Source organism: Chitinophaga dinghuensis (assembly GCF_003259435.1).
In the GTDB taxonomy this organism is placed as follows: Bacteria; Bacteroidota; Bacteroidia; order Chitinophagales; family Chitinophagaceae; genus Chitinophaga; species Chitinophaga dinghuensis.
In genome coordinates this window covers 122,959-135,424 of record NZ_QLMA01000002.1, presented here as the reverse complement: position 1 = coordinate 135,424, position 12,466 = coordinate 122,959, and the positions used below count along the sequence as shown (strand labels likewise).

Annotated in this window: 10 protein-coding genes; 3 read left to right on the top strand and 7 right to left on the bottom strand. The window is 46.4% G+C overall.

Annotated elements, in window-relative coordinates; genetic code table 11:
- Positions 1 to 25: 25 nt before the first annotated feature.
- The 3 genes from CLV59_RS05755 to CLV59_RS05745 all read right to left on the bottom strand — a co-directional run bounded on the left by CLV59_RS05755 (position 26) and on the right by CLV59_RS05745 (position 2,221).
- Positions 26 to 907: a phosphatidate cytidylyltransferase gene (locus CLV59_RS05755; RefSeq protein ID WP_111591067.1), complete on the bottom strand. Its 882-nt coding sequence runs from the start codon at positions 905 to 907 to the stop codon at positions 26 to 28.
- 75 nt (positions 908 to 982) lie between these two features.
- Complete coding sequence (locus CLV59_RS05750) at positions 983 to 1,255, bottom strand: putative signal transducing protein (protein WP_111591066.1); 273 nt, start codon at positions 1,253 to 1,255, stop codon at positions 983 to 985.
- Between the two features lie 45 nt (positions 1,256 to 1,300).
- The gene (locus CLV59_RS05745) at positions 1,301 to 2,221 is read right to left on the bottom strand and encodes a CPBP family intramembrane glutamic endopeptidase (RefSeq protein ID WP_111591065.1); all 921 of its coding nucleotides are present in this window, start codon (positions 2,219 to 2,221) and stop codon (positions 1,301 to 1,303) included.
- 148 nt (positions 2,222 to 2,369) lie between these two features.
- Between CLV59_RS05745 and dusB the strand changes: the two genes are divergently transcribed.
- Together dusB and CLV59_RS05735 are read left to right on the top strand one after the other, a co-directional pair.
- Positions 2,370 to 3,437: a tRNA dihydrouridine synthase DusB gene (dusB, locus tag CLV59_RS05740; RefSeq protein ID WP_111591064.1), complete on the top strand. Its 1,068-nt coding sequence runs from the start codon at positions 2,370 to 2,372 to the stop codon at positions 3,435 to 3,437.
- Positions 3,438 to 3,478: 41 nt separating this feature from the next.
- Positions 3,479 to 4,048 (top strand): NUMOD4 domain-containing protein, encoded by a 570-nt coding sequence (locus tag CLV59_RS05735; protein WP_111591063.1) that lies wholly within the window; start codon positions 3,479 to 3,481, stop codon positions 4,046 to 4,048.
- Positions 4,049 to 4,142: 94 nt separating this feature from the next.
- Here the strand turns inward: CLV59_RS05735 and CLV59_RS05730 are convergent, their stop codons facing one another.
- Entirely contained in the window at positions 4,143 to 7,451 is a 3,309-nt protein-coding gene (locus tag CLV59_RS05730; RefSeq protein WP_111591062.1) for an AAA domain-containing protein, read from the bottom strand.
- Between the two features lie 87 nt (positions 7,452 to 7,538).
- On the opposite strand from CLV59_RS05730, the gene proC reads away from it, so the two are divergent.
- The gene (proC, locus tag CLV59_RS05725) at positions 7,539 to 8,333 is read left to right on the top strand and encodes a pyrroline-5-carboxylate reductase (RefSeq protein ID WP_111591061.1); all 795 of its coding nucleotides are present in this window, start codon (positions 7,539 to 7,541) and stop codon (positions 8,331 to 8,333) included.
- Here the strand turns inward: proC and CLV59_RS05720 are convergent.
- The 3 genes from CLV59_RS05720 to CLV59_RS05710 form a co-directional block, all read right to left on the bottom strand.
- Positions 8,330 to 8,824 (bottom strand): SixA phosphatase family protein, encoded by a 495-nt coding sequence (locus CLV59_RS05720; RefSeq protein WP_111591060.1) that lies wholly within the window; start codon positions 8,822 to 8,824, stop codon positions 8,330 to 8,332. The two genes, proC and CLV59_RS05720, sit on opposite strands and share 4 nt — an antisense overlap.
- Positions 8,825 to 9,034: 210 nt before the next feature.
- Entirely contained in the window at positions 9,035 to 10,762 is a 1,728-nt protein-coding gene (locus CLV59_RS05715; RefSeq protein ID WP_245950815.1) for an amidophosphoribosyltransferase, read from the bottom strand.
- A gap of 257 nt (positions 10,763 to 11,019) precedes the next feature.
- Positions 11,020 to 12,402: a peptidylprolyl isomerase gene (locus CLV59_RS05710; RefSeq protein WP_111591058.1), complete on the bottom strand. Its 1,383-nt coding sequence runs from the start codon at positions 12,400 to 12,402 to the stop codon at positions 11,020 to 11,022.
- Positions 12,403 to 12,466: the final 64 nt, after the last annotated feature.

Sequence of the window (12,466 nt, the reverse complement as noted above, 5' to 3'; positions counted from 1 at the left end):
AAAATTTCAGCATACGAAATTCTGATTACAGCATAAATGTCTGGACATAAATCCAGGCAAATGGCGCTGCCAGCAGCATAGAGTCAAATCTGTCGAGGAATCCGCCATGGCCGGGCATGATAGATCCTGAGTCTTTTACTCCCGCCATACGCTTGAGTTTGGACTCGATGAGGTCGCCAATGGTGCCGAAAATAGCCGCGATACCTGCCAGTGCCAGCCAATGTTGGAACGACAGATAGGAAGCGCCCCAGAAATGGCCATAAATACCGGCAGTAGCTACCGCGAGGATCATGCCACCAAGGGTACCTTCAATTGTTTTTTTAGGAGAAATAGCTGGCGCGAAGGGCGTCCGGCCAATCAGAGAACCTACGATATAGGCCATCGTATCATTGATCCAGATAAAAATGATCAATAATAGCGGAATCAGCCAGCCAGGTGCAGTACCCACCTGATCAGGTGTATAATGGATATTTTCCGCGTTCAGGCGGATATTTACGAGGAGACTGAAAGGAACGGTCACATAAAGCAGGCCCAGTGCGGAATAGCCTATGTTTTTCAGCGAAAAGTCTTTACTGAAGAGGATTTCTCCAAGAGGAAGCACCATCAGAAAAATAATAGCTGCCCACCAGCCAATAAATCCGGATGAAATCCCGGCGAACATAAAAGTATTCCCTGTAAAGGCCAGCATGATAGCGCAACTGGCTACCGTTGTACCCGTACGATGAACAGGGGTAATATTGCTATAGTCAGTATCAATCTGACGGATAATCTTAAAATATTCCTGCAGGGCGAAGAAATTCACCAGGAAAAAAAGCAGGAAGAACGTAAATGGATTCCACAGAATACCTCCCAGCATGACTGCCACAAACACCAATGCTGACGCAGTGCGGGTAAAAAATGTCTTCATTATTTGAAATTGCAGTTAGATAATTTTATGCCGCAAAAGTCTGCAAAAATAGGAGCAAATGCCCATCGGGATGCCTTATTCATGATCTTCTTCGTCATTTTCTTCTTCATCCAGTTCATATGGATCGCCTGTAGGGGCGTTATTGTGTTGTGTAACCAGGTTTTTGGCGCTATCAGCCTGGGCTTCAGGAACATATAGTTCTACCTGACCAGGGATGGTAAAGGTATAGGAAGATGACTGTCTGTTGAGAATGACAGCATCTATTCCATTCTCCTGTAACATACCCTTTACAATTTCTGTTTCGTAAGGACGATCGCTCGCAAAAACTTTCACCCAGCCTTTTTCCATAAAACAAGATTTTAGATCAGTAAGGTACTAATTTTCCGGTGCTTGTCAGTCTTCGTCCTCGTCTGAGGCCGGCGGATCTACTTGTATAGGCGCCGGAGAGCGTTTGGTCAATGCCCAGAACAATCCCACGGTAACGACTACACTAATTATAGCATAATACCATGGCAGGAAGTCATCCTTAGATGGATCGCTATGTGTAATGCCGTGTTGGAACAGATAGAACGCAACCACCAGCATACCATTATTGATGATATGTGCCAGTATTGCCAGCCACAGGTTTCCGGAGATCAGATAGATGGCTCCCAGAATGAATCCCAGGGCTATTCTTGGGGCGAAGCCCATGATTTCAAAATGTATAGCGCTGAAGATAATAGCTGTGAAGATTACACTCATCCAACGCATACGGGTCATATTGATGAGAATGCGTTGCAGTACGCCCCGGAAGAAAAACTCCTCAGTGATAGCCGGTACAATTGCTATTAGCACCAGGTTTGCGATAAAATCGCCAACAGTGGGCATGCGGAGCATGGCTTTTGTAAGCATTTCTGCTTTTGCTTGCATTTCGCGGGCAGATGCCGGTACATTCCATGACTGGTTCCATTCTGCCAATGCGCCTACAAATGGTAATGCACAAAAGAACAGTACGATGGTGAGCACCAGCTGCATCATAGATGGTCTGCGATCAAATCCCATGTACTCTGCAGGATAAGGTTGCCATAAATGCGCGAAAACCGCTGCAGGCACCAGAAATGAGACAACAGAATAAAGGAATTGTATGATGCGTTGTGGCCAGATAAGTGCAGGGTTAGTAAGAATCCCTTCCTGGATGCCAACAAACGTATAGCCGGTAAGTTTAGGGATTAAAGCCCCCATCAATAGAAGATATACGGCCAGAAAGCCCACGTAGAAACCAATAATGGTTATAAACTGTAGTATAGGCGGATGCTGCTTCAGGTAGCCCCTCATAATTAAATACTGTATTAAAATGCGTAAATTTACAGCGTGAAATTAAGCAATGCAGTAACAGTAATTCAAACATCTCTGCTGCATTTGCCAAAAATATATAAGTTAATACATTAATAACAAGAGCCAAAGTGGCCGTGGTCCTAAATTTATGGTGAAGATAGGAAATATAGAACTGGGAGAATTTCCCCTTTTGCTGGCGCCCATGGAAGATGTGAGTGATCCGCCTTTTCGTGCAGTCTGCAAGGATGGTGGTGCTGATCTGATGTACACGGAGTTTATTTCTTCCGAGGGATTAATCCGTGATGCTATCAAGAGCCGTCAAAAGCTGGATATATTCGACTATGAACGTCCTGTAGGGATTCAGATATTTGGGGGAGACGAGGAACCACTGGCAATGGCGGCCCAAATTGTGGAGGCGACCAATCCTGATTTACTGGATATTAACTTTGGTTGTCCGGTGAAGAAAGTGGCCTGTAAAGGCGCTGGCGCCGGTATCCTGAAGGATATCCCGAAAATGGTTAAGCTGACAGCCGCCGTTGTGAAAGCGACCAAACTGCCAGTAACAATTAAAACCCGCCTGGGCTGGGACGATAACACCAAGAATATTGAAGAGGTGGCGGAACGCCTCCAGGATGTAGGGATCAAAGCCCTCACCATCCACGGACGTACCCGTACCCAAATGTATAAAGGCAGCGCCGACTGGACGCTCATCGGCAAAGTGAAGAATAATCCACGCATTAATATTCCTATCTTTGGTAACGGTGACATATGTACGCCGGAGCAAGCTATCGCCGCACGCGCTAAATACGGTGTAGATGGTATCATGATCGGACGCGCTGCTATCGGCTATCCCTGGATTTTTCGGGAGATAAAGCATTTTATGCAAACCGGCGAACATTTAGCTTTACCAACTGTTTTGGAAAGAGTACAGGTGTGCCGTAAACATCTGCACCAATCTGTAGCCTGGAAAGGTGATATAGTTGGCATCCTCGAAATGCGCCGCCATTACGCAAATTACCTCAAAGGGTTACCGCATGTCAAAGAATTCAGACAACAATTAGTAACTTTAAAGACATTAGCGGAAATTGAAGAAGTATTAGACGCGATCGTGATTCAATATAAAGATCATATTTTCGAAAGGACAGCTCCCCAATTGGCCGAAAACAGCTATCTGCCGGCCACAGACGATATGGCCGGATGCAACGTTTACGGATAAACGATAACCCCGGAATACAATAAATAAAAAATTACTTTCACATGACCACAATTAAAAATCTGAGAAACGAAGTCTGGAAAGACTTACAGATTAAAAACAAATCTGCCCTGCGTAAAAAATACGCTGTTTCAAACATGGGGAGAGTGATCAGCTATCATGAAAGTACGGAAGATGGTAAGCTCCTCACGGGATCTACCGTGGAAGGCTATACGGTTTTAAACGTAAAGCCTGCCGACAGCTACCAGTCACTCTACCTGCACAGAGAGGTGGCGAAACTCTTTGTGAAAAGACCGGGCAGGGCACACAGGTATGTGATCCACCTCGATTATGACAAGAAAAACAACAAAGCCACTAACCTGAAATGGGCCACCAAAGAAGAAATGGAAAACCATCAACAGAACAGTCCGGCTAAAAAAGCATATAAAGAAAAACAACGTAACAGGCTGAAAGGCCTGAAGCTCAATGTGAGCAAAGTGAAGAATATCAAACGCCTGCTGAACAAACCTGGTAAAAAAACCATGAAACAGATAGCAGAACAGTTTGATATCAGTGAAATGCAATTATATCGTATTAAAAGCGGCGAAAACTGGTCGCATGTAACACTGGATTAATGCCTGGTTTGCCAGGAATGATCTATATATGATGTTGTCTGACAAAGGCTGTACAGTAATGTACGGCCTTTGTTATGTTAGTGCATGTCTCTCCCTACATCTCCCCTCTTACCATCTCCGCCAATATCCTCCGATAATGCGCCGATTCCTGTAATACTGGTTCATAGCCCATTACAATCACTTGTTTTCGTGCACGCGACAACGTTACTAATAACTTCCGGTCTACCTCTATGGCCGTGTCTTCCCAACAAAACTGCCCCAAACACTGCAAGGTCTGCACTTGCGCCGCATGATATACCGCCAGAGAAACAATAATGATATCATTCTCGGAACCCTGGAAACGTTCAACGGTATCTATATTGATGCCTTGTAATTCTTTGTCGTCCGCAATCATTTCCCGGATAAGGCTGATCTGTGTACGCCACGGCGTTACTACACCTACCGTATCTTTTGTGAAGTCTTTCCCATAACGAACCTGCAAATAGCGTAGCAATCCGGCCACCCTGGCGGCTTCGGTGGTATTCATTTTGGAAGTAGGCTCATATGGACTGGGAATAAACACCTTCCGGCCCAGGGATAGTAGTCTGTCCCAACCATCCTTACTATAACTGCTGGCATCAAATATTTCCTGTTGCTCTTGCCGTCCGGAAGCCAATTGCCCGGCATAGTAGGGATTAACCAGATTGGCAATGCTGTCGTGCATACGGAAATGGGTATTCAGCATGCCCCAGGAACGATCCCATTTCTGGTTTTTACATTGCTGCATCAGCCTTTCAAATATGGAAGAGCGTAAGTCGGCAATGCCCAACTGCTGCAATTCCGCACTGCGTGTTGCACAGAAAAAGCTTTCCTGGGCCACTACTGGCGGCAACTGATTCTGATCGCCAATGAGGATGAACTTCCGGAAAGGCATCAGTAGTCCTAACAATTGCGGTTCTGTTAACTGGGACGCTTCATCTGTAATCAATACATCCGGAGGAATACCCATCATCATCAGTAGATCCAGGCGGGTAGCCATGGTGGCTACTGTGCCCACAAAAACGCGGTGGCTGGTAATGAACTGTCTGGCTTCCTCTAAGGAGCCGTTCAGGCAATAATCCCGCAAGGTGACTGCCGAAGGAGTATTTCTGCCGCCCATACGCAGATAGGGTATTTGGCGGGCATCCAGTTTTAGAGAGATTTCTTCTACCGCCTTATTGGTGAAAGCAACAATGATGACATGATTGTTACGTTGTACCAGTTCAGCCGTAATAGTGGTGAGTAAGGCAGACGTTTTGCCCGTTCCGGGAGGCCCCTGCAAGAGGTAAAAGTCCTCCGCGGCTACCGCATCCCGGACGATTTGTTCCTGGTTGCTGTTGAACATCGTAGGAACGGGGATTTCCAGCTCTTTAATACGAGGTGTTCTGAGTCCTAACAATAAATCCGCTTTATTGCGGTATTGTGGCGCCAGCATATAGAAGAGGGAAGCCGCTGCTATCCAGTAATTCGACTCAAAAATATCGTGTTCGATGATCCATTCTTCATATTGACGGAAGAAATCGAGGGTCATCTGACGGTTGTTGAGAGAGAATATGAGATAATCTTTTCCTAGTTCATCAATGCGTCCTTTCAGTAGCTGTTGTTGAAGGGGCGCAGGTTCTGTACCGGTTCGCGGATAAATAATAGCGGTGTCCCCTACCCTGAAATTATGACTTACAGGAAGAACGATATCAAATATGACAGAACTGCTGGTGGTATCAAATTCCCGGAATTGCAGTCCGGGGATGATATTGAATCTGGAGGCCTTTTCATCTTCCTGTTGCAGCCACAGGGCCGCAAATCCATCCGCATCGTCTTCGCGGTGTACTTCGGAGAACATGCCGCATTTAGCCTGTAAATACTCTCTCAGCAGGAAGGATAAGAACTCCTTATAATAGGTTTTAAGCGTATCGGGGGCGGAAGTCCAGGCTCTTTCGAAGCCCATGAATGGCTCCACGCTGAATGGGGGAAGTCCGATAGCGCCTGTACTGTTGATATCCGAAAGTATCTCATATTCGCCCGCTGCCAGTCGCAATAACATGGCCACCACTTCATTTCGGAGTTGTAGTAACGCATTTTCAGAGGCGTGTGTACTACTGACGTTGCGCAGTGGTTGTGCTTCTGCAGCGGAATAGAGAATTGCGGAGCTACCTTTTCGCTGGCGTCCGAAAGCGGAGCGCAGGAGGAGGTTATAGCCTACTACCTGCATTTCATGATTCTTCCAGGTATTGAATTCCGGCGCTTTGCCGCTTTTCAATTCGAAGATTTCTTTCCTGTTGGGATCAGTCGCATCTTCCGCCATAATATCCAGACGTCCCTGGATGCCATAGATGGACGAAAAGAAGGTAGGCTCTATTTGTACCGGTTTATCCTGGAGCTCTTTTACTGTCTGGTGGAGGTTTCCCCAGTGCGACTGCCGGATATCGCGGAACATTTCGTTGATTTTGTCTCTGCCGTAGGCGGCTGCCTGCAGGACATTATCTGCTACCGCTTCTTTGAAGGAGGTTTTGAAATCAATTTCGCGGTTACGGAGCATTTCGTCCAGCAGCGCGTTCACGAGGTTTCCGCGGAAAGCGGCCGGACTGGAAGGTTGTGGCACCAGTTTTTTTACCAGGTATAGTAATTTATTCGGGCCTTTATGATTGAAGCACTCTGCCAGGTCACTGATATCTATGAGCAGATCGGGTTCCAGTACGAGTTGACTTTCGGCGGTGGTGGTATAGATGAGCGGTGTCTCCTCATCAGCATCTGCGGCTATTTCCTGCCTGCAATGCATAACGTGGATGGAGTCGTACGGACGTAACTGGCCATGTAAAGTCATGACGGTGGCTGATTCCAGGCCTTCCAGTGATAGCTGGAAATCGCCCTGTTCATCATTCCTGACCATGAGTATGCAGGTATACTTACCCTGGCGACCGGTTACCAGTGGCCCCACTGCCGTCACCATACATTTCAGAGAGTCTATACTTGCAGGTCGCTGACGTACATTACGAGCGAGCGTTTTATCGCCTGTATCGTAGTAGGTTTCAGAGAGGTGCAAGGGAATGACGTCTTCATAAAACCAGGAAACTGCTTCTGCCAGCGCTTTTATACACAAGCTATGTTCCTCAGGTTGTAAGGGGAACAGAGAGCGTGTAGCCCTGGTCGTTAGAATGCGGAGGGTAGTCAGTTGTTGCTGAATATCCGGGGGAATGACTTCCTTATCGAAGTAGAATTGCATGCGCGCGAAGAGATTACCGAAAGAGCGATGTTCTTCGCGGGTAAGGTCCCGGAAGAGGCTTTCGAGAATCAGCTTATAAGCCCTGATTTTATCTGCTGGCTGCGATGTATTCGCCGCTTCAGCGATGCGGGCGTAGAACGCCGCTGCTTTTTGGGTTGCGCGCATCTCTGCAAGATAATGCAATGCCGTACTTTTTGCATCAATGGACCAATTGTTTTACCTTTCGAATGATTTATAATGTAAAATTTTTTTATGTCTGCCAAGAAGATAGCCATTATAGGTGGAGGAAATCTGGGAACGGCCATAGCCCAGGGATTGATGAAGAGTGGATTTTCAAATGCCGCCGATATTACTATTACCAAGCGTAATACAGATACCCTTGCATCGTTGAAGAGTGCGGGTGTACAAGTGGAAAAAGATAATGCCATAGCCATTCGTGGCGCGGAGGTCGTGATTGTAGCGCTAAAGCCTTACAATGTGCGGGAAGTATTGCAGGAGTTCAGCAAGGAATTCCGTCCGGATCAAATTCTGATCAGTGTGGTGACGGGAGTGAGTATTGATGACCTGGAACGTATAGTGCCAGGAATGGCGGTAGTAAGAGCGATGCCCAATACCGCTATTGCGATTCAGGAATCTATGACCTGTCTGTGTTTCAAGAATGCCACGGAAGAGCAAACGGGTTTTGTTACGGACATGTTCAATCAGTTGGGAGCAGCTGTCAGCATTGATGAGAAGCTGATGGATGCAGCCACCGTGTTGGGTGCTTGTGGGATTGCGTATGCCCTGCGATTTATTCGTGCGAATATCCAGGGGGGCATTGAAATCGGGTTTGATGCCCGTACTGCCAGTCTGATCGCTGCGCAAACGGTTAAGGGAGCTGCGGAGCTCTTGATACGGGAGAATCGTCACCCTGAGGAGGAAATAGATAAAGTAACTACTCCTAAAGGCTGTACCATTGCCGGTTTGAACGAAATGGAGCATCAGGGATTCAGTTCCTCGCTGATTAAAGGAATTACCGCATCTTATAATAAGATTGTAAAGGGTTAATCCTTCCTGGGATAATCAAAAAACAGGAATGTTTTCTTTGCGCGATCGAAATCTGACCAGGTTTCGGTGTCGGCCTGTATGGCGAATACGCCAGCGGTGGGCACGTTGTCTATCCTGATTTCTTCTGTGAGATAGTTTGCAAAATCTGTGATCCCGGGGTTGTGGGCGTAGATGGCAATTGTGTTGAAGTCATCATCGATTTTGGTGATTACTTTGAGGAAAGTAGATGCATAGCAGAGGTATAGCTCCTCTTCCAGGATGATAGCCTGTTTGGGGTACTTCCAAATGTCTGCCATGAGTTTGGCGGTTGTCCTGGTACGTTTGGCCGGGCTTGAAATGATGAGTTCAGGTACTACCCCTTTGTTCATGAGGCGTTCTGCCATTTCCGGGGCGTTTTGTTTTCCTCTTTTGTTGAGAGGTCTGTCAAAATCGTCCGTATCGGGATCATTCCAGCTGGATTTTGCATGTCGGATAAGCAGCAATGTTTTCATGGGCTGAAAACGGATTGTTTACGAATCGAAAATAAGGATTTTAAAGAAAGTTAAATGGATCAGGGGAAATAGGCGTTGTTGTGTTGTGATTTAAGATAAAATTAACATAGAAAGGGAGAAAAGGTTGATAGATAGTGGCTTATAATACTATAAAATGAAAAAGCTCCCCATGGGGAGCTTTTTCTGTAATATGATTAATAGCTGGAGCTATTAGTAACCTCTTTCGTTTTTACCTTCCATATAGTTCATGAAGGCTTTATTTACTACGCGGTTACCGCCAGGCGTAGGATAATTACCTGTGAAGTACCAGTCGCCCAGGTTATTCGGACAAGCTTCGTGCAGACTTTCGATGGATTGGTAGATCACTTCGATGTTAGCGTTGATACCTTGTGGAGTAAGGATTTGAGCGATTTTAGCGGAAATTTCCTCAGGGGTGAAAGGTTTATAGACATTTTTCACCACGTTTTGTGCATGGAGGGTGTTGGTACGTTCCAATTCTTTACACAAGCCGTAAGCTTCCTGGAGGATATGTTCTTTACCTTGTTCTTTCAGCAGGGCAATTGCGGCTTGGAATGCCACGAAGTCGCCCATTTTGCTCATATCGATACCGTAACAGTCTGGGTATCTGATTTGAGGAGCGGAAGAAACGATGATAATGCGTTTGGGTCCGAGGCGGTCCAGCATTTTGACGATACTTTCCTTGAGGGTGGTACCGCGAACGATGGAGTCGTCGATAACAACCAGGGAGTCAATGCCTGGTCTTACCGTACCGTAGGTAATATCATAAACGTGCTGTACCATTTCATTACGGCTGGAATCTTCCGTAATGAAGGTTCTCATTTTCACATCCTTGATAGCGATTTTATCGATGCGGATGCGGCGGTTGACCATTTCTGTCAGTTTCTCCTCATCAAAGTTTTCTCCCCAGGAGAGGATTCTTTCCACTTTGATTTTGTTGAGATAGTCTTCCAGACCTTTGAGCAGGCCATAGAAGGCTACTTCAGCCGTGTTAGGGATGAAGGAGAAGATGGTATTACGGAGATCGTTGTCGATTGCTTTCAGCACGGTACCGGAAAGGTTGCGGCCGAGGGCAGTACGTTCTTTATAGATTTTCTCGTCGTTACCTCTGGAGAAGTAGATTCTTTCGAAGCTGCAGGCTTTACGTTCTTTAGGTTCGAGGATCTGCTCTATTGCGTATTCGCCGTTGGCTTTTACGATGAGGGCATTTCCTGGCATCAGTTCCAGTACTTCATTTTCGCCAACGTTGAAAGTAGTACGGATAGCGGCTCTTTCAGAAGCGGCTACGATTACGTCCTCGTTGATGTAGTAATAGGAAGGGCGGATACCATTTGGATCGCGGATAACGAAAGCATCGCCGGTACCGATAAGGCCGGCAGCGTGATAACCGCCATCGAATGTAGAGAAAGCCTGTTGAAGGATATTTTTGATGTTGAGGCCGTTGCGGCGAACCTCATCTTCTTTGCAGATATAGTGGTGAACGGTTTCCAGCATTGCTGCGAGGTCACTGTTCTTGTAGACTTCACCAGGGTTTATGTCCAGCGATTTGAAGAGTTCGTCTGCGTTTACCAGGTTGAAGTTTCCTGCCATAGCGAGGTTACGGGCAGGGATGGTATTGTATCTGACGAAGGGGTGGCACAGTTCCACATTATTTTTCCCCTGGGTGGCGTAGCGGAGGTGTCCGAGCAACAGTTCTCCCAGGAATTTGGTGTGTCCTTTCATCAGTCCGGGATATTTGGTTATCTCGGGTTGATACTTTTCGATTTCCTGAATTTCGTCCCTTATTTTGCTAAAGACGTCGCCGATTGCCTGTGGGGCGGAACTGCGTACGCGGTGCATAAAGGGTACTCCGGGTTCAGTATCTAATTTTACTGCAGCTACACCAGCGCCGTCCTGGCCCCTGTTGTGCTGCTTTTCCATGAGCAGATAAAGTTTGTTCAGCCCATAGAAAACAGTTCCATATTTCTGTTGGTAATATGAGAACGGTTTTCTCAATCTTATGAATGCCAGTCCGCATTCATGCTTGATCGCATCACTCATGCCTGAAAATTGAAGATGCAAAGTTACGGCAAATAAAATTAACCCGCGTCATGAGAGCGTAACTACGGGATATGTATAAATGGAAAGCGGCACAGCGTATATGCTGTGCCGCTTTTCGAATATGTTAAAATCTGGAATTATTTTTTTGCAATCTGTCCCATCCACTGGCTGATATGGGTGCAGGTTTTATATTCCGGATCTACGTTTACGTAGAAGGTAGGTATTTTTTCCATGAGCCATTTATTGATGGCTTCGGCTTGTTTGATCATGAGGGTACGTTGCTGGATGCGGGAATAGTCATCCGACAGGTTCTCTCTGTGAGGTTGTGTACGTGTTTTCAGGAAAACGAGGCGTACAGCGGTGTGGCCTTGATCGTCGACAAAGGTGGTTGGTTTGGAGATTTCTCCTGGTTTCAGTTTTTCCAGCATCAGTACGATTTCTTTTTCAGAAGGATCGTCCAGTTGGTCGATGGTGAGGAGGGTACCGTCGCCTACTTTTGATTGCAGCATACCGCCGGTAAATTTCGCAGAAGGTTCGTCGCTGAAATCGCTCACGGCTTGTGCGAAAGTGATTTTATTGGCGAGGATCTGGCTGCGTACGGAGTCCAGTTTTTCTGTGGCTTTAGCCAGGTCAGATTTGGTAACGGCCGCTCTGATGAGGATGTGTTGAACGGTGATATTATCGCCCTGACGTTTGAGCATCTGGATGATATGATAACCGTGTGCAGATTTAACTGGGTTGGAGATTTCTCCTTCTTTCAGACGGAAGGCAGCGGCCATAAAGTCTGGGTCCCAGGTATTTTTATCGTTACGGTTCATTGGGTAGATCCCTTTGTTATCTTTTACGCCTGGATCTTCAGAGTAGAGAATAGCGAGGGAGCCGAAGTCTGCTTCTTTATTTTGAACACGTTTTTTGAATTCGAGGAGGCGATCGATGGCGTATTGGTCCATTTCGCGGGTCGCTTTCGGAGTGATAACGATTTGGCCTATTTCCAGTTCTGATTCATAGAATTTGAGACTGTCTTTAGGGATGGCGTCGAAATATCTTTTCACTTCGGAAGGGGTAACTTTCACCTGTTCTATGACTTTATTGCGCATAGCCTGGGCGAGTAAGTTTTCCTTGATAGGATTACGGAATCTTTCGCGGAGTTGGTATACGGAGTAGCCGGTTACTTCTTTCATTTTCTCCTTGCTACCGTACATCTGTTCGAAATATCTGATACGGTTTTCCATTTGGCCTTCGATATCGGCATCGCTCACGGGGAGGGAGTCGCGTTCGGCCTGGAGCACCATTACTTTTTGAGAAATGAGCATTTCCAGCGTTTTGCAGGGAGCATCAGCGGGCAGTTGGCCATCCGGGGTATTGCGTTCCTGGTCTGCCAGGGCGCCTTCCATGTCCGACTTTAGGATAATTTTATCCCCTACAATACCTATAATTTTATCTGCTATGAGCTTATGTTGTGCAGAGGCTGCTTGCATGAGCGTCAGAGATATAGCAGATAATGCCAGAAGTTTCTTCATAATAATGAGTAAAGTTCAAAAATAACCAAATAAAAGTCAGACCACTACTAAATTTCGACGGATT

What these genes read in the sequence shown, in the direction of transcription:
- CLV59_RS05715 (WP_245950815.1), bottom strand. Translation starts at nt 10,762, where the DNA reads ATGGAAAAGCAGCACAACAGGGGCCAGGACGGCGCTGGTGTAGCTGCA.
- CLV59_RS05730 (WP_111591062.1), bottom strand. Translation starts at nt 7,451, where the DNA reads ATGCGCGCAACCCAAAAAGCAGCGGCGTTCTACGCCCGCATCGCTGAA.
- CLV59_RS05710 (WP_111591058.1), bottom strand. Translation starts at nt 12,402, where the DNA reads ATGAAGAAACTTCTGGCATTATCTGCTATATCTCTGACGCTCATGCAA.
- CLV59_RS05745 (WP_111591065.1), bottom strand. Translation starts at nt 2,221, where the DNA reads ATGAGGGGCTACCTGAAGCAGCATCCGCCTATACTACAGTTTATAACC.
- proC (WP_111591061.1), top strand. Translation starts at nt 7,539, where the DNA reads ATGTCTGCCAAGAAGATAGCCATTATAGGTGGAGGAAATCTGGGAACG.
- CLV59_RS05735 (WP_111591063.1), top strand. Translation starts at nt 3,479, where the DNA reads ATGACCACAATTAAAAATCTGAGAAACGAAGTCTGGAAAGACTTACAG.
- CLV59_RS05755 (WP_111591067.1), bottom strand. Translation starts at nt 907, where the DNA reads ATGAAGACATTTTTTACCCGCACTGCGTCAGCATTGGTGTTTGTGGCA.
- CLV59_RS05750 (WP_111591066.1), bottom strand. Translation starts at nt 1,255, where the DNA reads ATGGAAAAAGGCTGGGTGAAAGTTTTTGCGAGCGATCGTCCTTACGAA.
- dusB (WP_111591064.1), top strand. Translation starts at nt 2,370, where the DNA reads ATGGTGAAGATAGGAAATATAGAACTGGGAGAATTTCCCCTTTTGCTG.
- CLV59_RS05720 (WP_111591060.1), bottom strand. Translation starts at nt 8,824, where the DNA reads ATGAAAACATTGCTGCTTATCCGACATGCAAAATCCAGCTGGAATGAT.